Raw genomic sequence first — 22,840 nt, forward strand, 5'->3', positions numbered from 1 at the left:
GATTCGGACAGATCCGGCGGTGGGAAACCCGGGTGGGGTCCCTCGTCCGGAGGTTTCGTCGTTGATTGACTACCGTGAGTGGTGCGAGGCCCGCAGCCCCCTCCCACGACAGGAGATGTTCTTCAGATGAGCAGCCCCACTCCGACCACATCGCGCCCTCATGTCGTCATCGTCGGATCCGGTTTCGGCGGACTCTTCGCGGCACAGCGCCTGGCCAAATCCGATGTCGACGTCACCCTGATCGCGAAGACGACCCACCATCTGTTCCAGCCGATGCTGTACCAGGTGGCGACGGGCATCATCGCCGAAGGCGAGATCGCGCCGGCGACCCGGATCGTGCTGCGCAAACAGAAGAACGCGAAGGTCCTGCTCGGCGATGTGTTCGACATCGATCTCGAGGGCAAGAAGGTGACGTCGCGACTGCTCGAACGGGTCACGGTCACCCCGTACGACAGCCTCGTCATCGCGGCAGGCGCCGACCAGTCCTACTTCGGCAACGATCACTTCGCCGAATACGCACCCGGCATGAAGACCATCGACCATGCGCTCGAGCTGCGTGGTCGCATCCTCGGCGCATTCGAGCAGGCCGAACTCTCCGACGACCCCGAGGAGCGGGCCAAGCTGCTCACCTTCGTCGTCGTGGGTGCCGGCCCGACCGGTGTCGAACTGGCCGGCCAGATCGCCGAGATGAGCGACAAGACGCTCAAGGGCACCTTCCGCAACATCGATCCGACCGAGGCCCGGGTCATCCTGCTCGACGCCGCACCTGCCGTGTTGCCGCCGTTCGGCCCCAAGCTGGGCTCGAAGGCCGCCAAGCGGTTGGAGGGCATGGGGGTCGAGATCCAGCTGAACGCCATGGTCGTCGATCTCGATTACGACGGGTTGGTGGTCAAGGATTCCGACGGCAGCACCCGCCGGATCGAATCCCAGTGCAAGGTGTGGTCCGCCGGTGTCCAGGCGAGCCCGCTGGGCAAGCAGCTCGCCGAACAGTCCGGGGTGGAACTCGATCGCGCCGGTCGCGTGAAGGTGCTGCCGGATCTGACCATCCCGGGCAATCCCTACGTGTTCGTCGTCGGCGACATGATGGCCGTCGACGGGGTGCCCGGCGTCGCCCAGGGCGCGATCCAGGGTGGCCGCTATGCGGCGGACGCCATCAAGGCCGGTCTACACGGGCAGACCCAGGAACAGCGCAAACCGTTCCACTATCACGACAAGGGATCGATGGCCACGATCTCGCGGTTCAGTGCGGTCATGCAGGTGCCGATCCCGGGCTTCAAGAAGAAGTTCGAGACCGAGGGCTACTTCGCGTGGCTGGGCTGGCTGGCGTTGCACCTGGTGTACATCGTCGGGTTCCGCAACCGTCTCAACACCCTGATGAACTGGTTCTTCGCGTTCACCACGCGTGGCCGCACACAGCTGGCGGTCACCGAGCAGCAGGTCTACGCGCGGACCGCGCTCGGCGCTCTGTCCGAATTGGAGAACAAGCCGGCCCCCGAGGTCGTGGCACAGGTCGCCCAAGGCGACTCCCCACCGTCGGACGGCGAGAAGGCCGAAGCCGAGGCCAGCTGAGCGACGTCTCAGCCGGGCGTCGTGGCCAGCTCCAGATCGTCACACAGCACGCGAGCGGCGTGCGTGGAGTCGGCGAGCGCCGTGGTGAGCGTGGCCCCGGCGATTCCCTCGGGGCGGGCGAGTTCCAGCCGGGAGGCATACGCCGTCGACGACACCTCGGCCGGGCGGGCGTCGGGGTAGCGCAGAATGCTGCTGACGGCGCGGTGGCCGGTGCTCGCGCGCCCGCCCAGACCGAGCCGATGACGCAGGACGGGCGATCCATCGACATCGAGGTGCAGCTGGCCCTGCCAGCGGGCCCGCGCGATGTGCTCGGCCGACTCCTCGGATCTGCCCAGTTGGGCGTGTTCGGCGATGATCACGGTGCCGGTCCGGTCGCAGCGCACTCGCGTCGACGTGTGGTGTGCTGCGCCACCGGCCACCACCGTGGGTTGCGGATCGACGTGGAGGCGCGCACCGGCGGCGACCTCGATGGTCCAGTCCATTCGCGAGTCGATCCGTTGCCGCGACGGCAGGGCGAGTGTCGCGGCCACGGTCTTGAGGTGCAGGGTCGCACCGGGTTCGACGATCACACGGACGTCGATCGTGTCCCCGCCCAGGGGCGTGGCGGCGGTGCTGATCAGGTGGACGGTGTCGGCGCCGGTCTGGCGCGCGGCGAGGCCGCCGATCGCTCGCACGCGCGGCGAGCGACCGACGGCCGCCACGATCTCGATCTCGGTGCGCACCGGGTCAGCCGGCCACCGAGATCTCGGCCAGCTGAGTACGCACCCAGGCGAGCACGTCGGTGGCCGTCGGATCGTCGTTCAGGGAGATCATCGCCGTCGGACGTCCCTCGCGAACCCGCTCGGCGTCACGGCGCATGACGTCGAGGTCGGCGTGCACCCGCTCCGCCAGGTCCGTCTTGTTGATCACCAGCAGATCCGAGTAGGTCACACCGGGCCCCCCCTTGCGCGGCACCTTGTCCCCGCCTGCGACGTCGATCACGAAGATCTGGACGTCGATCAGCCCGGTGGAGAACGTCGCGGTGAGGTTGTCACCCCCCGACTCGACCAGGATCAGGTCCAGCGGCGGGTTGGCCGCGACGAGATCGTCGATGGCGTCGAGATTGGCGGTGATGTCATCGCGGATCGCGGTGTGCGGGCACCCGCCGGTCTGCACGGCGGTGATCCGCTCGTCGGGCAGCACCGCGTTCCGTCGGAGGAAGTCGGCGTCCTCGGTCGTGTAGATGTCGTTGGTCAGCACCGCGACGGAGAGTTCGTCGCGCAGCTGCCGGCACAACGCGGCCACGAGTGCGGTCTTGCCCGAGCCGACGGGACCGCCGACACCGATGCGCAGGGCCTCACCGGGTTCGCGGCGCCGGCGCGGTCGGCCGTGGTCGTGGCCGTGGGGTTGTCCGTCGATGAGATGCGGGGACATGTCGTCCTCTCGGATTCGGGTGCATTTTCCTCAGAGTGGGCGCCACCATCGGCGCCCCGCGTCAGGACATGAACAAAGGCATGTCGCGGCGCTCGTGACGTTCGGCGAAGACGTCGAACGTCGGGTCGGACAGGTCGGCGAGTTCCACTGCCGCCGCCGCGGCGACACGTTCGCAGTCGACACCGAGGTCGGCGATGACGACGGCGACGTCGGCGGGATCGAGGGCCAGTAGCCGCTGACCTGCGGTCGCCGCCCCACTCATGGTCGTGTAGGCGAGGATCAACGCCGTGTGGAACCCGGACAGGCGGCACACCCGACCGACCGCACCGACGATGACCGGCTGGTGTGTCTGCGGGGCGTGTTCGGACCAGTCGACATCCGGCCACATGCGGCGGGCGAGCCGCAGCATGCCCCTCCCCTGTGCCAGCGACGCCCGCCGTGCCGCGGCCGACGGTGTGCGCGCATCGGTCTCCCGTTGCGCAGCCGGAACCTGCAGGGTGTCGTCGGCGACCGCAGCCGCGATCGACGCGGCCACCAGCCCGGTGGTCGCGACACGTCGGTGCAGGAACTCGGCCAGACTGCCGGCGTCGGTGACCACGCGGTCGGCGATGGCCTGCTCGACCCCGCCGGAGTGGACATGACCGCCGACCGGCAGGCGGGAGTCGGCCAAGGTCAGCATCATCGCCAACTGCGACCGGGATTCGGGTGCGGGGTCCATGGGTTCGACCAACTTCTCGACACGTACCTCAGAAGAGGAAATACCGTTGCGCCATCGGCAGTTCCGAGACCGGCTCGCTGTCCCAGATCTCGCCGTCGACGCGCACTGTGAACGTGTCGGGTTCCACCAAGATAACCGGGGTCGCAGAGTTGTTGGGCATGTCGGCCTTACCGATGCCGCGGGTGTCGCGGACCGCGACGAGCCGACGGTCGAGTCCGAGCGTCTCGTCGAGTCCTGCGTCGAGTCCGCCCTGGGCGACGAAACTCACCGACGTCGCGGCGGCGGTCTTCGGCGCCGCACCGAACATCGGACGTGGCAACACCGGTTGCGGCGTCGGGATGCTCGCGTTCGCGTCACCCATCGCCGCCCAGGCGATGGCCCCGCCCTTGATGACCAGGTCGGGCCGCACACCGAAATATGCGGGGTCCCACAGGACGAGGTCGGCGAGTTTGCCGGTCTCGATTGAGCCGATCTCGTGATCGAAACCGTGGGCGATGGCCGGGCAGATCGTGTACTTCGCGATGTAGCGACGCGCCCGGTTGTTGTCCGCGGCACCGTCCCCGGGCAGTGCACCGCGTTTGGTCTTCATCACGTGCGCGGTCTGCCAGGTACGCAGCACCACCTCGCCGATCCGGCCCATCGCCTGGGAGTCCGAACCGATCATCGAGATCGCGCCGAGATCGTGCAGCAGATCCTCGGCCGCGATCGTGGACGGCCGGATCCGGCTCTCCGCGAACGCCAGGTCCTCGGGAACGGTCGGATTGAGGTGGTGGCACACCATCAGCATGTCGAGATGCTCGTCGAGCGTGTTGACGGTGTGCGGCCGGGTCGGGTTGGTGGAACTCGGCAGCACGTTGGGATGCGATGCGACGGTGATGATGTCGGGTGCGTGGCCGCCACCCGCGCCTTCGGTGTGGTAGGCGTGGATGCTGCGTCCGGCGATGGCTCCGATGGTCTGCTCGACGAAGCCCGCCTCGTTCAGGGTGTCCGAGTGCAGCGCCACCTGGACGCCGGTCTCGTCGGCCACCCGCAGGCACGCGTCGATCGCGGCCGGGGTGCTGCCCCAGTCCTCGTGGAGTTTGAAACCCGATGCACCGGCGACGATCTGCTCGTGCATGGCCTCGGCCGAGACGGTGTTGCCCTTGCCGAGGAGGGCGATGTTCATCGGCCAGTGGTCGGTGGCGGCGAGGATGGAGGCCAGGTGCCAGGCACCGGGGGTGACCGTGGTGGCCTTGCTCCCCTCGGCCGGACCGGTGCCGCCGCCGATGAGTGTGGTGATGCCGTTGCCCAGCGCCTCGTCCATGATCTGCGGGCAGATGAAGTGGACGTGGCAGTCGATTCCGCCGGCCGTCAGGATCTTGCCGTTGCCGGCGATGATCTCGGTGGATGGGCCGATCACGAGGTCGGGATGGACCCCGTCCATGGTGTCCGGGTTGCCCGCCTTGCCCATCGCGGTGATTCGGCCGTCCCGAATGCCGATGTCGGCCTTGATGATCCCCCAGTGGTCGAGGACGACCACACCGGTGATCACCGTGTCCGGCGCCCCCTGCGCACGCGTCGCGCGGCTCTGGCCCATCGACTCTCGGATGACCTTGCCGCCTCCGAAGACAGCCTCGTCGCCGGCGAGACCCGGCCCTCCGCAACGATCTTCGGTGACCTCGATCAGCAGATCGGTGTCCGCCAGACGAATACGGTCACCGGTGGTGGGGCCGAAGAGTTGCGCATAACGGTCGCGCCCGAGAGTTGCCATCAGTCGATCACCCCTGGTGCGTCGAGCGAGATACCGTGGACCTCGCGGGTGCCGCCGAGCGGGACGAGGGAGACCGACATCTCGATACCCGGCTCGAATCGGACGGCGGTGCCGGCCGGGATGTCGAGCCGGCGCCCGCGAGCAGCCGCACGGTCGAAATCCAACGCGGCGTTGGCCTGTGGGAAGTGGACGTGGCTACCGACCTGCACCGGACGGTCCCCGGTGTTGACGACGGCGAGCGTGACGACCTCGGCACCCTCGTTGAGTTCGATGGTGCCCTCGGCGGGCAGGACCTCGCCGGGCACGACCGACGACTGTGTTCGCGACATCTGCAGGGCCTCTCGCCGGGCTAATCGATCGGATTGTGCACGGTGACCAGCTTGGTCCCGTCCGGGAAGGTGGCCTCGACCTGCACGTCGTGCAGCATCTCCGGGATGCCGTCCATCACCTCGTCGCGCGTGAGGACCTCGCGTCCCGAGGTCATCAGCTCGGCGACGGTGCGGCCGTCACGGGCGCCCTCGAGGACGTGATCGGTGATGATCGCGACCGCCTCCGGGTGATTGAGTTTCAGACCCCGACCCTGGCGGCGACGTGCCAACTCGGCGGCGTAAGAGATGAGCAGTCGCTCCTGCTCATGCGGCGACAGACGCACCAGATCCTCTCCTAGCGACACGGATCCGGTCCACGACCCGAATCCACCCGGGACAGCGACACGGCGTGACCCGGCGCTGTCGTAGATGACATCCTGCCACGCAACCCACGCCGCGGCTCGACGAGCGACACTCCCGGCCCGCAACCACGGTCAGGTCGGCAGACCGCCGCCGCTCGCGCGCAGTTCCGCCAGCCGCACCGGTGTGCACAGTGGTGCGATCGCGACGACTTCGTCGATACCGAACGCTCCGGCGGCCGCGCCGCGCTCGAGGACCAGGGCCAGCGACAGGGCCGTCGCGGGCTCGTCGACGACATCGCCGGACTGTCGATCGAAATACGATTGCAGCCGCTGCGCCGCGGTCGGCATCGCCGACCGGAAGAATCCGATCACGGCAAGCCAGCGGGTCACCAGATGGCCCGGATGCATGTCCCAACCCTGGTAGATCCCGCGCTCGAGCGAACGCACCACCAGCCCGTGGTGCCGCCGCAGGGCCGAGTCGATCTGCTCCGGCGAGCCTGACGGCACGACCTGGGTGGATCCATCGCTGATCCAGACGCCGGTCTGTGCGGCCGCGGCCTGCATCACCGATTTCGCATGGTCGGCGACGGGGTGTGTCAAGGACTGCTGCGCCGACACGATCCCGCAGGCGGCACTGTAGTCGTAGGTTCCGTAGTGCAAGCCGGTCAGACGGGGCGTGCCGCGGTGGATCGCCTCGGCGACGGTCGCCCGACCGTCGGGCCCGAGCACCGCCTGGGGGATCTCGACCTGCAGCTCATAGCGCAGCTGACCGTCGGGGAGGCCATGGGCGCGTTCGAATGCCGCACACAGGTGGTTGACCGCGTCGACCTGCCGTGGGTCTCGCAACTTGGGCACCGTGAACACGAATCCGTCCGGGACACCGCCGGCAGCCTCCAGAACCAGTTCCAGCGAGCGCAGGCCGCGGGCGCGTTCACGCTCCCCCAGGCCTTTCGCCCGCACCCCGGCGCTGCGCGGCGCATGCGGTCGCATCTGCGTCCATCCGGCGAGGATCTCACCCGCGCGTCGTGCGTGCGCATCCTCGGTGGCGTCGTCGCGCCAGCCGTAGCCGTCCTCGAGGTCGATGCGCAGATCCTCGATAGGGTTGTCCTGCAGCCGCTTTCGGGCCAGCCCCACCACCTCGGAGCCATCTGGGGACAGTTCGGTGAGCAGGTCGAGCGTCGAGGTCGCCAGCACGCCGGCGGCCTCGCCCCACACGGTGGGCGTGGCGGACTCGACATCGGCCGCACTCACGTAGACGGTGTGCGCAGGCTGCGCGGAAGCGCGGTCTCCCGGATACCCCGCGGCCAGGTCGGCGTCGACGGGACGCAGGATCGCTTCCAGCTCTGCCCGTTCCCTGGCCGAGAGCGTGCCGCCCGTCATGGAGCGGGAGGGAAGGTCGGTACCTCGACCCCCTCGGGAAGTTCGATGTTCTGCAGCCGCACCTGAGACGCGGCGACCAGACGACCCTGATCGTCGGTCATAGTGACACGCCACAGTTGCTGCCGACGTCCACGGTGAATCGGTGTCGCGGCGACCGTCACCGTGCCCGAACTGACCGACTTGATGAAGTCGGTGTTGTTGTTGACGCCCACCGCGGTGCCGCCGATCCCGGTCGTCTGCAGCCAGGTGAAGGCGCTGCAACTGGCGACGCTCTCGGCCACCGCGCAGTAGACACCGCCGTGCACGATGCCGAAGGGCTGGTGATGCTTCTCGGACAGTTCGAGCGACGCGGTCACCCCGTCCGGCCCGACGTCGGTGAGTCGGAGCCCGAGTGAGGTGTCGAACCCGCGTTCGAAGGTGTCCTTGATCATCTGTTCACTGTCCACGCTCATACCCATGAGATTGTCACGGAAGCGCGACGGGGGCGTGTTCAGGTGGCGGGACCCGGTCTGCCGGCGGGCTGCCGGGTTCCTCCCCCGGGTATCACCAAACTCTCCACAAACATGTGGAGGAAGTGACGACGCCCGGAGGAGGAACCGAGCTGGGCTCGGCCCGAAACGGGGTCCGGGAACGGATGTGCCCCACGCCTCGTTGAGGAAGCGTGGGGCACATCCGTCGTGGACCGGGGGTCTCTGCAGCCCTCAGGACTCTCGCGCGGTCCGACGTGCCATCAACGTAGGGTAGCCTTACCAATATTGTCAAGCCGTGGCGCAGGCGAAGCGGAACCGGTCGGCGACGTAACGACGGTCGGCATGCACGGGTAGGAGAAGCAGAAGTAAAATGCGAAGAATGAATGGGCTGGGCGACCTCGAACGCGCTGTCATGGACACCTTGTGGGCGAGTTCGACGCCGCAGACGGTGCGACAGGTCCACGAAACGCTGTCACATGACCGTTCGCTGGCCTACACCACCGTCATGACGGTGCTGCAGCGGCTCGCGAAGAAGAATCTGGTCACCCAGATCCGTGACGACCGCGCTCACAAGTACGTGCCCACCCACCCTCGCGAGGACCTCGTGGCCAGCCTCATGGTCGATGCCCTGAGTGAAGCCGAGGCGCCGGGATCGCGGCATGCTGCGCTCGTCTCGTTCGTCGGGCGGGTCGGTGCCGACGAGGCCGCGGCTCTGCGTCACGCGCTCGATGAGCTCGAAGCGGCCCGCGGGACGCACGAGACAAGCTAGATTCGGCCCCACGACAAGTTCCACACAGAACCAGATCACCCCACCATCAGCAGCGATACCAGACAGCCCACTCAAGGACGTTTTCGATGACCGCGCTCTTCTTCGGCATCCTGACCTTGGCGCTGGTCGGCCCTGCCGCGGAGTCGTTGTCCCGCGCGTCCTGGCCGGTCAAGGCACCTCGGGCGGCGATGACGTTGTGGCAGGCGATAGCTCTTGCCGGCGTGCTGTCCGCGTTCAGTTGTGGCCTCGCCATCGCGTCGAACCTGCTCGCACCTGGTGAGGACGGCGCTCCCACCACCAACCCGCTGCACGAGATCGAGCGACTCGGTCTGCCGATGTGGCTCACCCTGGTCGGTGTGTTCGCGCTCACGCTCATGGTCGGCGCGCGCCTCATGTACACCGTGATCCGCGTGGGTGTCCGCACCAGGGCCCGCCGCTACGCCCACCGACAGCTCATCGACATCCTCGATCGCTGCGATCGCAGCGCGACGAGTGACAGGTCGCACCCGCTGTTCGCCAGCGACGTCCGCATGATCGACGTCGAGCAACCCCTCGCCTATTGCCTGCCCGGCCTGCGGCAGCGCGTGGTCATCAGCGAAGGCGTCGTCGCCCGCCTCTCCCGGGAGGAACTGACCGCCGTACTGACGCATGAACGTGCTCATCTCCGGGCGCGTCATGACCTCGTCCTCGAGGCGTTCATCGCGCTGCACGAGGCTTTCCCCCGGTTCGTCCGGAGCCGCTCGGCGCTCGGGGCCGTCGAACTTCTGGTCGAAGCCCTCGCCGACGATCAGGCCGTCCGGGCGACGGCCCCGACGACGCTGGGTCGCGCGCTCGTCGCATGTGCCGACGCGGTCGCCCCCCGCGGCGCGATGGCGGTCGGCGGACCAACGACGCTGGCCCGGATCCACCGACTCCGCGACGAGCAGCCCACCCGCGTGATCGCGCTGACCGCCTATGCCGCCGCCGCCGCGATCCTCGTCGTCCCGACGCTGGCGGTGGCGATTCCGTGGCTGACCGAACTCAGTCGACTGATCTCGGCGACATGAGTCGCGCCACCCTCCGGGTCGTGGGGCGATCGTCCACACAATAGGCTTGGTGCCATGACCACTCCCGCCTCATCCGGCTCTGCTTCCACCGACCCGACAAAGGCCCAGATCGGCGTGACCGGCCTCGCCGTCATGGGTTCGAACATTGCCCGCAACTTCGCCCGCAACGGCTACACGGTCGCCCTGCACAACCGGAGCATCGCCAAGACCGACGCGCTGCTCGAGAAGCACGGCGGGGACGGTTCCTTCATCCGCACCGAATCGATGGCGGAGTTCGTCGCCGCGCTCGAGCGACCGCGGCGGGTCCTGATCATGGTGAAGGCCGGTGACCCGACCGATGCGGTGATCGAGGAACTCGCCGACCTCATGGAGGACGGCGACATCATCATCGACGGCGGGAACTCGCTGTACACCGACACCATCCGCCGCGAGGCCGCGATGTCCAAGCGCGGACTCAACTTCGTCGGCGCAGGTATCTCCGGTGGTGAGGAGGGCGCTCTGAACGGTCCGTCGATCATGCCGGGCGGGCCCAAGGAGTCCTACGAGTCGCTCGGCCCGCTGCTGGAGCAGATCTCCGCGCACGTCGACGGTGAACCGTGCTGCACCCACATCGGCCCGGACGGTTCGGGACACTTCGTGAAGATGGTCCACAACGGCATCGAGTATGCCGACATGCAGCTCATCGGCGAGGCCTACGACCTCATGCGCAAGGCCCTGGACCTGCCCGTCTCGGAGATCGCCGACGTGTTCCGCGAGTGGAACTCCGGCGACCTCGACAGCTACCTGGTCGAGATCACCGCAGAGGTGCTCTCCCAGGTCGACGCCGAGACCGGCAAGCCGCTCGTCGATGTGATCGTCGACGCCGCGGGCCAGAAGGGCACCGGCCGCTGGACCGTGAAATCGGCCTTGGACCTGGGTATCCCGACAACCGGTATCGCGGAGGCCGTGTTCGCGCGGGCACTGTCCAGCGCCACCGATCAGCGCAAGCAGGCGCAAGGTCTCGAGTCGGGCACCCTCGCGGCCGCGCCCACCGACAAGAAGACCTTCATCGACGACATCAACAAGGCGCTCTACGCGTCCAAGGTGGTCGCCTACGCCCAGGGCTTCGACCAGATCGCCGCCGGCAGCGCCGAGTACGACTGGGACGTCCACCCCGGTGACCTCGCCACCATCTGGCGGGGCGGCTGCATCATCCGGGCCAAGTTCCTCAATCGCATCCGGGACGCCTATGCCGAGAACCCGGACCTGCCGAGCCTGCTGCTCGCCCCGTACTTCCGCAGCGCCGTCGAGGACGCGGTGGACAGCTGGCGGCGAGTGGTCGCGACGGCCACCACGATGGGCATCCCGGTTCCCGCGTTCGCATCGTCACTCGCCTACTATGACGCGCTGCGCAGCGAGCGGCTCCCCGCCGCCCTCACCCAGGGACTGCGCGACTTCTTCGGCGCGCACACCTATCAGCGCATCGACAAGCCGGGCACCTTCCACACATTGTGGAGTGACGACCGGTCCGAAGTGACTGCGTGAGAGGAGCGCTCGAAACATCGTGCAATTCCTGGAAGGCCATGCGCCCACCCACGATCTGACCTACGACGACCTGTTCATCGTGCCGAACCGGTCGGATGTCGCCTCGCGATTCGACGTCGACATGTCCACGAGTGACGGTAGCGGCACGACGATCCCGATCGTGGTGGCCAACATGACCGCCGTCGCGGGCAAACGCATGGCCGAGACGGTGGCACGACGGGGCGGATTGGTCGTTCTGCCCCAGGACCTGCCGATCTCGGCGGTCGCCGCGTCGATCGACTACGTCAAGACACGGCACCTCGTCGCCGACACCCCGGTGACGCTGACCGCCGAGGACTCCGTGTCGGACGCGCTGGCGCTGATACCCAAGCGTGCGCACGGTGCGGCCGTCGTCGTCGACGACGGCCGTCCGATCGGCGTCGTGACCGAGAAGCGCTGCCGCGACGTCGATCGTTTCGCCCGGGTGCGCGATGTCCTCGATCCCGACATCGTCACGCTGCCGGCCGACACCGCACCCCGCGAGGTCTTCGACGCCCTGGGTGACCTGCATCTCGGTCTGGCCGTGCTGGTCGACGACACCGGGCGGCTGGCCGGGGTGGTGACACGCCTCGGCGCGCTGCGGCAGGGTATCTATCGCCCGAACACCGACGCCGACAACCGGTTGCGCATCGCGACCGCCGTCGGTATCAACGGCGACGTCGTCGGCAAGGCCAAGGCGCTGGCCGCCGCGGGTGCAGATCTACTCGTGATCGACACCGCCCACGGCCATCAGGAGAAGATGCTCACGGCACTCGAGGCGGTGGCGGCCGCCGATCCCGGCGTGCCCATCGCCGCAGGCAACGTCGTGTCCGCGCAGGGCACCCTCGACCTGATCAACGCAGGTGCCTCGATCATCAAGGTCGGCGTCGGTCCGGGCGCGATGTGCACCACGCGGATGATGACCGGTGTCGGGCGGCCACAGTTCTCCGCGGTCGCCGAGTGTTCGGCGGTGGCCCGTGAACACGGGGCACACGTCTGGGCCGACGGTGGCGTCCGGCATCCGCGCGACGTGGCGCTGGCCATCGCGGCCGGTGCGTCCAACGTGATGATCGGCTCGTGGTTCGCGGGCACCTACGAATCGCCCGGCGACCTGCAACAGGATGCGGACGGGCGTTACAAGGTGAGCTTCGGGATGGCGTCCAAGCGAGCCGTCGCCGCCCGGTCCGCCACCGACAGCGCCTACGACCTCGCACGCAAGTCGCTGTTCGAGGAAGGGATATCGAGTTCGCGAATCCGCATCGATCCCGAGCGGCCCAGCGTCGAGGACCTCATCGACCACATCTGTTCGGGTGTTCGCAGCACCGCGACCTACACCGGCGCCCGGACGCTGGGCGAACTCCATGACAAGGTCGTGCTCGGCATCCAGTCGGCAGCCGGATTCGCCGAAGGACGACCCCTGCCGGGTGGGTGGTGACGGGTGGAGACCCTCCTCCTCGTCGCCAGCCTCATCGGTTTCATCGCGCTCACCCTGGGCACCGCGGTCTTCGTCGCCGCAGAATTCTCGCTGACCGCGCTCGAACGGTCCACGATCTCCGACGACGTGGCCACCCGGGCCGACCGTCGGTCCCGCCTCGTCCAACGTGCGCATTCGACCCTGTCGTTCCAGCTGTCCGGCGCCCAGCTCGGCATCACCATCACCACCCTGATCACCGGCTACATCGCCGAACCGGTCCTCGCGCGGATCTTCAACCCGGCCCTGACCGGGCTCGGCCTCAGCGATTCGGCCGCGTCGGGCGTGTCACTGGCACTCGCCCTGATCCTCGCGACGTCGTTGTCGATGGTGCTCGGCGAGTTGATCCCCAAGAACCTCGCGATCGCCAAGCCGCTCGCGGTGGCCCGCGCCACCGCCGGCGTCATGACGATCTTCTCCGCCGCGTTCCGGTGGGCGATCAACGGGCTCAACGGCTCGGCCAACTGGCTGGTCCGCCGGTTGGGCATCGAACCGGCCGAGGAGTTGCGATCTGCGCGATCCCCGCAGGAACTCGTCTCGCTGGTACGGAATTCGGCCCGTCAGGGCTCCATCGACCCCGGCACCGCCGCACTCGTCGACCGATCGCTCAAGTTCGGCGAACTCACCGCCGAGGATCTGATGACGCCGCGGGTGACCGTCGAATGCCTCGACCGCGAGGACAACATCCGCGACCTCGTCATGGCGTCGTCGCGGACCGGTCATTCCCGGTTTCCGGTCGTCGTCGATGGCGACCTCGACGACCTGGTCGGCGTCGTCCACATCAAACAGGCATTCACGGTTGCACCCGAACGCGCCGCCGACACCACGGTCGCGTCGATCGCGCGCAACGTGCCGCGGGTACCGGCGAGCCTCGACGGCGATGCCCTGATGGAACGTATCCGCGCGGACGGGATGGAGCTGTGTGTGGTGATCGACGAGTACGGCGGGACCGCCGGCATCGTCACCACCGAGGATCTGATCGAGGAGATCCTCGGTGATGTCGTCGACGAGCACGACCACGAACGCGCCGACATCGCCGAGGACGGCGACGGCTACCTGTGCTCCGGACTGCTGCGCATCGACGAGGTCTTCGAGGCGACCGGCTATCGGGCCCCGGAGGGTTCCTACGACACGCTCGGCGGACTGGTCATGTTCTGCCTGGGCCGGATCCCCTCGGCCGGCGACACCGTGGATCTGCCGAATCGTTCGTCGGTCGGCGACGGAGACGACGACGAAGAGGACACGCCCATGCCGGGCACGGAGACCGTCTGGCGCGCGACCGTGACGCAGATGGACGGCAGGCGCGTCGACGTGGTGTCACTGCGACCGGTCACCGATCCGGCGGGACCCGCGGATGAGTGATGTCTGGGCCGTACTGCTGACCGTCGTGCTGCTGGGCGGCAACGCCTTCTTCGTCGGCGCCGAGTTCTCCCTGATCTCCGCACGCCGCGATCGTCTCGAGGCACTCGAGGACGCCGGCAAGAAGCGCGCACGAACCGTGATCCGGGCCAGTGAACGTCTGTCGCTGATGCTGGCCGGGGCGCAACTGGGCATCACCATCTGTTCGATCCTGCTCGGCCGCGTCGGTGAACCCGCGGTGGCACATCTGATCGAGAAACCGCTGGACCTCGCTCATGTGCCGGAGGCCCTGTTACATCCGATCTCCTTCGCCATCGCGCTGTCGCTGGTCGTGGTGCTGCACATCCTGATCGGCGAGATGGTGCCGAAGAACATCGCGCTCGCCGGGCCGGAGCGGTCGGCCATGCTGCTGGTCCCCGCTCACCTCATGTTCCTCCGGCTGGCCCGACCGCTGATCGCCTTCTACAACTGGCTCGCCAACATCTCGCTGCGTCTGATGCGGGTGGAACCCAAGGACGAACTCGCCTCGAGCGTGTCACCGGGCGAGTTGGCGCAGATGCTCGGCGAATCGAAGCAGGAGGGTCTCATCGACGCCGAGGAACACGAACGGCTGACGCGTGCCCTGCAGTCGGTGAGCCGGATGGTGAGCGAGGTGATGATCCCGCTCGACCAGCTGCACAGTGTCGCCGTCGAGGTCGACGCGGCGACAGGCGGCACCGGCCCCACCCTCGGCTCCGTCGAACATGCGGTCAGCGACACCGGGTTCTCCCGCTTCCCGGTGCGCGGACCCGACGGCACGTTCACCGGCTACCTGCACCTCAAGGACATCCTCGACGACATCCTCGACGAGCGGATCGGCCCCGACACCATCATCGGTATCGACAAGGTGCGCACCCTGCCGGTCATCGCGTCGACGACCCCACTCGACGAGGCGACCGCGGCGCTGCGCCGGACCACCGCACACCTCGGAGCGGTGGTCGACGACAGCGGCCGTACCGTCGGCATCGTCGCGATGGCCGATCTGGTCGAAGAGTTCGTCGGCACCGTCCGCGACGAGACGCACCGGGTGTGAGCTCATGACCGCCTCCACCGCCTCCCGAGAAGTGCAGCGCCGACTGCACCGGTCCGAGTGGCACGCCCTGCGTGACGCTCACCGTGCCCGCGTGGACGAGCTGATCGGACCTTATCTGCGCGCCCGGCGAACCGGCGTGAAACATCCGGTGATCGACTTCCTGTTCACCTACTACGCATCCCGACCGGGCCACGTCCGCCGGTGGCATCCCGGGTACGGCGTCGCCCTCGACGGCGGGGATGAGTACCTGAGCCTGCGCGGGTACCGGCGGGTCGAGACGGGGACCGATCACCACGGTGTGAGCGTCGACCCGGCATACCTGCGGCGTCGCGTCGGCGCGCTCGAGGCCACATCGGCGCTGCTGCGGGCCACCGCGTCGCGTCCCGCTCATCTGAGCTGCTTCGGTCTGCATGAATGGGCGATGGTCTATCGGACCGCGGACACCCGCCATCAGATCCCACTGCGCCTCGGTCCCACCGGCACCGACGCGGTCGTCGAGGACATGTCGTTGCGGTGCACGCACTTCGACGCATTCCGTTTCTTCACTCCGCAGGCGCGCGGGCGCAACTCCGACGAACTGTCCCGGGAACGCCAACTCGCCGATGAACAGCCCGGCTGTCTGCACGCGACGATGGATCTCTACCGAGTCTGCTTCACACTGGCGCCGCTGCTCGAATCCGACCTGACCCTCGCCTGTTTCGAATTGGCGCTGCGGGCACGCGAACTCGACATGAGGGCGAGCCCGTACGACCTGCGCGACCTCGGCTATGAACCCGTCGCGATCGAGACCCCGGCCGGCCGTGCACACTACGTCCGTGAGCAGGTGGCGATCGCAGCAGACGGCGCGGTCCTGCGCGAGGCGATCATTCACCGTTGTACCGAGCTGTCGAGCCTCCCGCTGGTCGAGTAGCCGACGAGCGTAGCGAGGAGATGTATCGAGACCCTCCCGACCCGAGCCACCACCTGCCGAAGCGCTGATTACCGGCGAGTAGCATGTAGGGGTCGATTCATCGCTGGAGAAAGGCTGTCATGTCTGACCGGATCAACGTCAACGGGCTACAGGTCGCTTCCGTCCTGTACGACTTCATCAACAACGAGGCGTTGCCCGGCACCGGTGTAGACCAGGACGCCTTCTGGGCCGGTGCGGCATCGGTCATCTCCGATCTCGCACCCCGCAACCGCGAGCTCCTCGGGGTCCGCGACGACCTGCAGGCCAAGATCGATCAGTGGCACCGTGACAACAAGGGCGAGTTCGACTTCGACGCCTACAAGTCGTTCCTGACCGAGATCGGATATCTGGCCGAGGTTCCCGCCGATTTCCAGGTCGGCACCGAGAACGTCGACCGGGAGATCTCCGAGACCGCCGGACCGCAGCTCGTCGTCCCCGTGCTCAATGCGCGCTTCGCCCTCAACGCGTCGAATGCGCGCTGGGGTTCGCTGTACGACGCGCTCTACGGCACCGACGCGATCCCGGAAACCGACGGCGCCGAGAAGGGCACCTCGTACAACAAGGTGCGCGGTGACAAGGTGATCGCCTACGCCAAGGACTTCCTGGACAAGGCGGTCCCGCTCGAACAGTGCAGCTACTCCGACGTCACCGCCTTCGCGGTGGTCGACTCGGCGTTGCAGGTCACCCTCGCCGAGGGCAAGACATCGTCGTTGGCCGACCCGTCAGCGTTCGCCGGATACCGCGGCGAGCCGAGCGCACCGACGTCGATCCTGTTGCGCAACAACGGTCTTCATCTCGACATCGAGATCGACGCCGAGTCGCCCATCGGCACGACCGACCCGGCAGGCATCAAGGATGTGGTCGTCGAGTCGGCGATCACCACGATCATGGACTTCGAGGACTCGGTGGCCGCCGTCGATGCCGACGACAAGGTCCTCGGCTATCGCAACTGGCTCGGCCTGAACAGAGGGGATCTCGCCGAAGAGGTCACCAAGGGCGGCAAGACGTTCACGCGTGTGCTCAACCCCAACCGCGACTACCTCGCGCCGGACGGATCGTCGTTCGACCTGCACGGCCGTTCCCTGCTGTTCGTCCGCAACGTGGGTCACCTGATGACCAACCCGGCCGTCCTCGACGCCGACGGCAACGAGGTGCCCGAGGGCATCCTCGACGGCCTGTTCACCTCGCTGATCGGCATCCATGGGATGAACGGTGCCGGAAGCGAAGCGACCGGGCCGGGTGTCTCCGCCGAGGGGCTGCAGAACTCCCGCACCGGCTCGATCTACATCGTGAAGCCGAAGATGCACGGCCCCGACGAGGTCGCCTTCACCGTCGAGCTCTTCGACCGCGTCGAGAAGGTCCTCGGCCTGCCGGAGAACACGCTCAAGGTCGGCATCATGGACGAGGAGCGCCGGACCACCGTCAACCTCAAGGCCTGCATCAAGGCCGCTGAGGATCGCGTGGTGTTCATCAACACGGGCTTCCTCGACCGCACCGGCGACGAGATCCACACCTCCATGGAAGCCGGCGCGATGATCCGCAAGGGCGAGATGAAGCAGCAGAAGTGGATCGCGGCCTACGAGGATTTCAACGTCGACACCGGTCTGGCCGCCGGCCTGCAGCACAAGGCGCAGATCGGCAAGGGCATGTGGGCCATGCCCGACCTGATGGCCGACATGCTCGAGCAGAAGATCGGTCATCCCAAGGCCGGCGCGACCACCGCCTGGGTGCCGTCGCCGACCGCGGCGACGCTGCACGCCCTGCACTATCACCTCGTCGACGTGTTCGAAAGGCAGGACGAGATCGCCAAGCGCGACCCGGCGTCCGTCGACGACATCCTGACCATCCCGCTCGCACCGAAGACCGACTGGTCGGCCGAGGAGAAGAAGGAGGAACTGGACAACAACTGCCAGTCCATCCTCGGCTACGTGGTGCGCTGGATCGATCAGGGCGTCGGCTGCTCCAAGGTCCCCGACATCCACGACATCGCGTTGATGGAAGACCGCGCGACGCTGCGGATCTCCAGCCAGCTCCTGGCGAACTGGCTGCACCACGGGATCGTCACCACCGAGGACATCGTCGCCGCGCTCGAGCGGATGGCACCGGTCGTCGACCGGCAGAACTCGGGGGATGCGTCCTATCGGCCGATGGCCCCGGACTTCGACTCGAGCATCGCCTTCCAGGCGGCCAAGGAGCTGATCCTCGAAGGCGCCAAGCAGCCCAGTGGCTACACCGAGCCGATCCTGCATCGCAAGCGGCGGGAATTCAAAGCCGCCAACGCCTGATCGGCCGGTGTTCCGCGCTGCGCAGCGGTGCGCATTGTCGCCACCATGGTGTCGTCGGTCCTGATGTCCGCTATCGTCGTCGTTTGTCACCCCGGTCACAACCGGACCGGGGTGACAGATGACGGACCGAGCTGCGGAAGGCGGGGGGTTGGCACACCATCGGAGTACTGACGGCCGCTCATCGGGGCGTGGACGCGGAGTCAGTCGAGGTCTGGTCGGCTCCCTGTTGGGGGTGGTGCTCGTCGCCGCCCTCGTCGTGGTGTGGGTTCAGCTCGGCGACCACATCGACCGGCAGGGTGATCAGGCCGCGGCGAACTGCGTGGAAGGCAGGACCACGGTGCCCGTCATCGCCGACCCCGACATCGCCGCTGCACTGGGCACCATCGCTCAGGAATACTCGAAGACCGATCCCGTCGTGCGCGATCATTGCATCGCCGTCGAGGTGCGCCCTGGTGACGCCAAGATCACCCTCGACGGCCTCGCCGGCACGTGGGACACCGCCTCACTCGGCGCGTACCCGGCGGCGTGGATGCCACAGTCCTCGATCTGGGCGGCCGACCTCATGACCGCACGGCCCGACATCGTCGACGGCGATCCCAGATCGCTGGTCAGCTCGCCGGTCGTGCTGGCCACGGCGCCACAACTGGCTTCCGCCTTCGACGGCAATCTCGATTGGCGCCAACTACCGACCCTGCAGCAACGCGATTCGAGCCTGGGCGACGTCGGACTCGGCAGCTGGGGATCGATTCGCCTCTCGATGCCCACCGGGGCGCAATCCGACGCGACTGCCCTCGCCGCCCAGGCGGTGGCGATGCAGGTCACCCGAACCACCGGGACGCTCACCGAACAGGACGCGAGTTCACCCCGGGTGGAATCCAGTGTCGAGGCCATGCTCTCGGGTGCCCCGCAGTCGCCCGACGGCTCGCCGGTCGGGGCGGCCCGGTTGATCGCCGACGCCGACGACCCGGCCACCGCGTCCATCCATGCGGTCGCCATCACCGAACAGTCCCTGTACCAGCTCACCCGCGCCGACACGACGCAGCGGCTCGCCGAGGTCATCCCGGGCGGTCCGACGCCCATCGCCGACTACCCCATCATCCGGCTCACCGGACCCGACGTGGCGCCCGAGCAGACCGACGCCGTCGCCGAGTTCGTCGAGTTCGCGAGTCAGCCGGAGCAGCTGAAGAAACTCACCGGGCTCGGGTTCCGCGGCGACGCGCCGATGCCGGCGAAGACCGCGACTGTCGGGTTCCCGGTCACCGACGACCCGATGCCCAACCCCGAGACCGCCGCCACCGTCACGATCAATCGACTCGTGTACGGCCCCGACAGCGGCCCGCCCATTGCGCCGAAACCGTCGGCCCCGGCATCCTCGACCGAACCCGCCGCGACGAGCCCCGCGGCCGGAGGCTAGTCGCTGAACGCCTCGATCGGCGGGCAGCTGCAGACCAGGTTCCGGTCGCCGTAGGTGCCGTCGATGCGTCGCACCGCCGGCCACACCTTGGCCCGCGCGCCCGCCGACGGCAATCCCTGCGGATACACCGCGACCTCCCGCGAGTAAAGGTGATCCCAGTCCGCGACGAGAGCCTCCGCGGTGTGCGGTGCATTGCGCAGCGGGTTGTCGTCGGCCGGCCACTCCCCGGCCCCGACCCGATCGATCTCGGCGCGGATGGCGATCATCGCCTCGCAGAAGGCGTCGAGCTCATCGAGGTTCTCACTCTCGGTGGGTTCGACCATCAACGTGCCGGCCACCGGGAAACTCATCGTCGGGGCGTGGAACCCATAGTCCGCCAAGCGCTTTGCCACGTCGTCCACCGTGACACCGGTGGCCTTGGTCAACGGCCGCAGATCGAGGATGCACTCGTGGGCCACGAATCCGTTCTCGCCCGCATACAGCACCGGAAAATGATCGGCCAGTCGCCGGGCGATGTAGTTGGCCGACGCGATCGCGGTCAGCGTCGCCCGACGCAGGCCGTCTGCGCCCATCATGGCGATGTAGGCGTACGTGATCGGCAGGATCGAGGCCGACCCGTACGGGGCGGCCGAGATCGTTCCCTCATCGGGCAGGTCGTCGGCCAACGGATGTCCGGGCAGGAATGGCGCGAGGTGTTCACCGACGGCGACCGGTCCGACGCCCGGGCCGCCCCCACCGTGTGGGATGCAGAACGTCTTGTGCAGGTTCAGATGGCTGACGTCGCCGCCGAAGCGTCCAGGTCGGGCCACGCCGACCAGCGCGTTCAGGTTCGCGCCGTCGACGTAGACCTGGCCGCCGGCGTCATGGACCGCGGCGCAGATCTCCTCGATGTCATGCTCGAACACACCGTGCGTCGACGGGTAGGTGATCATGATGGCCGCCAGCGCATCCCTGTGCTTGCCGATCTTGGCGCGCAGGTCATCGACGTCGACGTCACCGTTCTCCCGGCAGGCGACCACGACGACCCGCAGACCGGCCATCACAGCTGACGCGGCGTTGGTTCCGTGGGCGCTCGAGGGGATCAGACACACGTCACGTTCGACGTCCCCACGGCTGACGTGGTAGCGCCGGATGGCGAGCAGGCCCGCATACTCGCCCTGCGAGCCGGCATTCGGCTGGACGCTGACGCGGTCGTATCCGGTGATGGCGACCAGCCAGTCCTCGAGGGTCGAGATGAGTTCACGGATGCCGACCGTATCCGACGACGGAGCGAACGGGTGCAGACGCGCGAAACCGGGCCAGGTGATCGGCTCCATCTCCGCCGTGGCGTTGAGCTTCATCGTGCACGACCCCAGAGGAATCATGCTGCGGTCCAGGGCGATGTCCTTGTCCGAGAGCCCGCGTAGGTACCGGAGCATCGCGGTCTCGGTGCGGTAGCGGTTGAACGCCGGATGCGTGAGGAACTCGCTGCGGCGGGTCTCGATCGGCTGGGAGAACGCATGGCTCCGCACACCTTCCGCGCTGAAGGCGCGCAGAACCGCTGCGAGGTCGTCTCCCGATGTCGTCTCGTCGCAGGCGATGCCGATGGTGTCGGCGTCGATCAGCCGGAGATTGATGTTGCCGTCGCGCTTGGCGTGGGCCACCACAGCCGCGGCCTGACCCGGCGCCCGAACCACGATGGTGTCGAAGAACGAGGAGTGTGCCACGGAGAACCCTGCGACCGTCAGGCGATCCGCCAGGAACACCGCGGCGTCGTGAACGCGTCGTGCGATGGCACGCAGACCGTCGGCGCCGTGATAGGACGCGTACATCGCGGCGACGATCGCCAGCAAGACCTGCGCAGTGCAGATGTTGCTGGTCGCCTTCTCCCGACGGATGTGCTGTTCGCGGGTCTGCAGCGCGAGCCGGTAGGCGAGGTTGCCGTCGGCGTCCTTGGAGACGCCGACCAATCGGCCCGGCAGCTGCCGCGCGTGCGCGGAGTGGACCGACAGAAAGCCGGCGTGCGGTCCGCCGAATCCCATCGGCACCCCGAACCGCTGCGTGGTGCCGAAACAGACGTCGGCGCCGGCCTCGCCCGGTGGGGTGATTAGGGTGAGCGCCAACAGATCCGCGCCGACGGCGACGAGAGCGCCGGCCTCGTGCGCCGCGGCGATGATCGGCGCGACACCGAGGATGCGGCCGGAGGCGCCGGGCGTCTGCAGCACCACACCGAAAAAGTCACCGTCGGGCAGACCACACCCGGGCATCGCGGGATGCAACGACGCCTCGACCACCTCGATGCCGAGTGGTTCTGCGCGCGTCTCGATCAGCGCGCGGGTCTGCGGGAACAGATCGGTGTCGACCACCAAGCGGGACGAACGCGACTTGCCGGCGCGACGCATCAAGGTCATCGCCTCGGCCGCCGCGGTCGCCTCGTCCAGCATCGACGCGTTGGCCACCTCCATGGCGGTCAGATCGGCGACCATCGTCTGGAAATTGAGCAGCGCCTCGAGGCGCCCCTGACTGATCTCGGGCTGGTACGGCGTATATGCGGTGTACCAGGCTGGGTTCTCCAGCACGTTGCGCAGGATCACCGGTGGCGTGAACGTGTCGTAGTAGCCCAACCCGATCATCGACCGCGCCACCACGTTCCGTGCGGCGAGTTCGGCGAGTCGGTCATGGACGCTCTGCTCGGAGATGGCGTCGGGCAGCGCGGCCAGCCCGTTGGCGCCCGGGTCGTCGGCGATCACGGCCGGCACGACTTGCCGGGCCAGATCGTCGAGGGTGGGCACGCCGATTTCGGCGAGGATGCGCTCGGTCTCGTCGGCGTCGGGTCCGACGTGGCGGTCGACGAACTCGGCCGGCTCGGTGTGGGGAGTGGCGGACATGACGGGCTACCTCTCGGCGGTCTGCGGCCCTCCCCCTCTGTCATGTTCGTCGGTCCGCTCGCGGACACCGAAACGCCTGAGAGATTCGGTCGGCCC

Annotated in this window: 19 protein-coding genes; 10 read left to right on the forward strand and 9 right to left on the reverse strand. The window is 67.9% G+C overall.

Annotated features, from left to right (window positions below; translation table 11 throughout):
* The first annotated feature begins 126 nt into the window (after window positions 1-126).
* A complete protein-coding gene (locus AC4AMJ_RS08490; RefSeq protein ID WP_489917790.1) occupies window positions 127-1,569 on the forward strand; it encodes an NAD(P)/FAD-dependent oxidoreductase in 1,443 nt (480 codons plus the stop codon).
* Between the two features lie 8 nt (window positions 1,570-1,577).
* On the opposite strand, the gene AC4AMJ_RS08495 is transcribed toward AC4AMJ_RS08490, so the two are convergent.
* The 8 genes from AC4AMJ_RS08495 to AC4AMJ_RS08530 all read right to left on the reverse strand — a co-directional run bounded on the left by AC4AMJ_RS08495 (window position 1,578) and on the right by AC4AMJ_RS08530 (window position 7,952).
* Window positions 1,578-2,291 carry an urease accessory protein UreD gene (locus tag AC4AMJ_RS08495; RefSeq protein WP_489917791.1) on the reverse strand — a complete coding sequence of 238 codons (714 nt, stop codon included), beginning with the start codon at window positions 2,289-2,291 and terminating at the stop codon, window positions 1,578-1,580.
* A 4-nt stretch (window positions 2,292-2,295) separates the two neighbouring features.
* Window positions 2,296-2,982 (reverse strand): urease accessory protein UreG, encoded by a 687-nt coding sequence (gene ureG / locus AC4AMJ_RS08500; RefSeq protein ID WP_489917792.1) that lies wholly within the window; start codon window positions 2,980-2,982, stop codon window positions 2,296-2,298.
* Between the two features lie 61 nt (window positions 2,983-3,043).
* A complete protein-coding gene (locus AC4AMJ_RS08505) occupies window positions 3,044-3,700 on the reverse strand; it encodes an urease accessory protein UreF (RefSeq protein ID WP_489895872.1) in 657 nt (218 codons plus the stop codon).
* A gap of 28 nt (window positions 3,701-3,728) precedes the next feature.
* A complete protein-coding gene (locus AC4AMJ_RS08510) occupies window positions 3,729-5,450 on the reverse strand; it encodes an urease subunit alpha (RefSeq protein WP_489917793.1) in 1,722 nt (573 codons plus the stop codon).
* Window positions 5,450-5,779: an urease subunit beta gene (locus AC4AMJ_RS08515; protein ID WP_489917794.1), complete on the reverse strand. Its 330-nt coding sequence runs from the start codon at window positions 5,777-5,779 to the stop codon at window positions 5,450-5,452. Before AC4AMJ_RS08515 ends, AC4AMJ_RS08510 begins: the two co-directional genes overlap by 1 nt.
* A gap of 20 nt (window positions 5,780-5,799) precedes the next feature.
* Window positions 5,800-6,102 (reverse strand): urease subunit gamma, encoded by a 303-nt coding sequence (locus AC4AMJ_RS08520; RefSeq protein ID WP_489895878.1) that lies wholly within the window; start codon window positions 6,100-6,102, stop codon window positions 5,800-5,802.
* Window positions 6,103-6,252: 150 nt separating this feature from the next.
* Complete coding sequence (locus AC4AMJ_RS08525) at window positions 6,253-7,500, reverse strand: DUF6986 family protein (RefSeq protein WP_489917795.1); 1,248 nt, start codon at window positions 7,498-7,500, stop codon at window positions 6,253-6,255.
* On the reverse strand, window positions 7,497-7,952 hold the full coding sequence (locus AC4AMJ_RS08530) for a PaaI family thioesterase (RefSeq protein WP_489917796.1): 456 nt from the start codon (window positions 7,950-7,952) through the stop codon (window positions 7,497-7,499). Before AC4AMJ_RS08530 ends, AC4AMJ_RS08525 begins: the two co-directional genes overlap by 4 nt.
* Before the next feature lie 388 nt (window positions 7,953-8,340).
* On the opposite strand from AC4AMJ_RS08530, the gene AC4AMJ_RS08535 reads away from it, so the two are divergent.
* The 9 genes from AC4AMJ_RS08535 (at window position 8,341) to AC4AMJ_RS08575 (ending at window position 19,877) form a co-directional block, all read left to right on the forward strand.
* Complete coding sequence (locus AC4AMJ_RS08535; protein WP_489895884.1) at window positions 8,341-8,739, forward strand: BlaI/MecI/CopY family transcriptional regulator; 399 nt, start codon at window positions 8,341-8,343, stop codon at window positions 8,737-8,739.
* 86 nt (window positions 8,740-8,825) lie between these two features.
* Window positions 8,826-9,785: a M56 family metallopeptidase gene (locus AC4AMJ_RS08540; protein ID WP_489917797.1), complete on the forward strand. Its 960-nt coding sequence runs from the start codon at window positions 8,826-8,828 to the stop codon at window positions 9,783-9,785.
* Window positions 9,786-9,839: 54 nt separating this feature from the next.
* Complete coding sequence (gene gndA, locus AC4AMJ_RS08545; protein ID WP_489895888.1) at window positions 9,840-11,309, forward strand: NADP-dependent phosphogluconate dehydrogenase; 1,470 nt, start codon at window positions 9,840-9,842, stop codon at window positions 11,307-11,309.
* 19 nt (window positions 11,310-11,328) lie between these two features.
* Window positions 11,329-12,762: a GMP reductase gene (gene guaB1, locus AC4AMJ_RS08550; protein ID WP_489895890.1), complete on the forward strand. Its 1,434-nt coding sequence runs from the start codon at window positions 11,329-11,331 to the stop codon at window positions 12,760-12,762.
* 3 nt (window positions 12,763-12,765) lie between these two features.
* Window positions 12,766-14,160, forward strand: a complete 1,395-nt coding sequence (locus AC4AMJ_RS08555) for a hemolysin family protein (protein ID WP_489895892.1) — start codon at window positions 12,766-12,768, stop codon at window positions 14,158-14,160.
* A complete protein-coding gene (locus tag AC4AMJ_RS08560; protein WP_489895894.1) occupies window positions 14,153-15,229 on the forward strand; it encodes a hemolysin family protein in 1,077 nt (358 codons plus the stop codon). The genes AC4AMJ_RS08555 and AC4AMJ_RS08560 overlap by 8 nt, the downstream gene beginning before the upstream one ends.
* 4 nt (window positions 15,230-15,233) lie before the next feature.
* Window positions 15,234-16,139: a 3-methyladenine DNA glycosylase gene (locus AC4AMJ_RS08565; RefSeq protein WP_489895896.1), complete on the forward strand. Its 906-nt coding sequence runs from the start codon at window positions 15,234-15,236 to the stop codon at window positions 16,137-16,139.
* Window positions 16,140-16,258: 119 nt separating this feature from the next.
* Window positions 16,259-18,463, forward strand: coding sequence for a malate synthase G (locus AC4AMJ_RS08570; RefSeq protein ID WP_489895898.1), 2,205 nt, complete (start codon window positions 16,259-16,261; stop codon window positions 18,461-18,463).
* 148 nt (window positions 18,464-18,611) lie between these two features.
* Complete coding sequence (locus AC4AMJ_RS08575) at window positions 18,612-19,877, forward strand: hypothetical protein (protein ID WP_489900911.1); 1,266 nt, start codon at window positions 18,612-18,614, stop codon at window positions 19,875-19,877.
* On the opposite strand, the gene gcvP is transcribed toward AC4AMJ_RS08575, so the two are convergent.
* The gene (gcvP, locus tag AC4AMJ_RS08580; RefSeq protein ID WP_489917798.1) at window positions 19,874-22,744 is read right to left on the reverse strand and encodes an aminomethyl-transferring glycine dehydrogenase; all 2,871 of its coding nucleotides are present in this window, start codon (window positions 22,742-22,744) and stop codon (window positions 19,874-19,876) included. The genes AC4AMJ_RS08575 and gcvP overlap by 4 nt on opposite strands.
* Between the last annotated feature and the right edge of the window lie 96 nt (window positions 22,745-22,840).

The sequence above is a fragment of the Gordonia sp. LMA484 genome, assembly GCF_058129505.1.

Excerpts from the sequence above, each read along its gene's own strand:
- AC4AMJ_RS08490 (WP_489917790.1), top strand. The coding sequence starts at position 127 with ATGAGCAGCCCCACTCCGACCACATCGCGCCCTCATGTCGTCATCGTC.
- ureG (WP_489917792.1), bottom strand. The coding sequence starts at position 2,982 with ATGTCCCCGCATCTCATCGACGGACAACCCCACGGCCACGACCACGGC.
- AC4AMJ_RS08505 (WP_489895872.1), bottom strand. The coding sequence starts at position 3,700 with ATGGACCCCGCACCCGAATCCCGGTCGCAGTTGGCGATGATGCTGACC.
- AC4AMJ_RS08510 (WP_489917793.1), bottom strand. The coding sequence starts at position 5,450 with ATGGCAACTCTCGGGCGCGACCGTTATGCGCAACTCTTCGGCCCCACC.
- AC4AMJ_RS08515 (WP_489917794.1), bottom strand. The coding sequence starts at position 5,779 with ATGTCGCGAACACAGTCGTCGGTCGTGCCCGGCGAGGTCCTGCCCGCC.
- AC4AMJ_RS08525 (WP_489917795.1), bottom strand. The coding sequence starts at position 7,500 with ATGACGGGCGGCACGCTCTCGGCCAGGGAACGGGCAGAGCTGGAAGCG.
- AC4AMJ_RS08530 (WP_489917796.1), bottom strand. The coding sequence starts at position 7,952 with ATGAGCGTGGACAGTGAACAGATGATCAAGGACACCTTCGAACGCGGG.
- AC4AMJ_RS08535 (WP_489895884.1), top strand. The coding sequence starts at position 8,341 with ATGCGAAGAATGAATGGGCTGGGCGACCTCGAACGCGCTGTCATGGAC.
- AC4AMJ_RS08540 (WP_489917797.1), top strand. The coding sequence starts at position 8,826 with ATGACCGCGCTCTTCTTCGGCATCCTGACCTTGGCGCTGGTCGGCCCT.
- gndA (WP_489895888.1), top strand. The coding sequence starts at position 9,840 with ATGACCACTCCCGCCTCATCCGGCTCTGCTTCCACCGACCCGACAAAG.
- AC4AMJ_RS08560 (WP_489895894.1), top strand. The coding sequence starts at position 14,153 with ATGAGTGATGTCTGGGCCGTACTGCTGACCGTCGTGCTGCTGGGCGGC.
- AC4AMJ_RS08565 (WP_489895896.1), top strand. The coding sequence starts at position 15,234 with ATGACCGCCTCCACCGCCTCCCGAGAAGTGCAGCGCCGACTGCACCGG.
- AC4AMJ_RS08570 (WP_489895898.1), top strand. The coding sequence starts at position 16,259 with ATGTCTGACCGGATCAACGTCAACGGGCTACAGGTCGCTTCCGTCCTG.
- gcvP (WP_489917798.1), bottom strand. The coding sequence starts at position 22,744 with ATGTCCGCCACTCCCCACACCGAGCCGGCCGAGTTCGTCGACCGCCAC.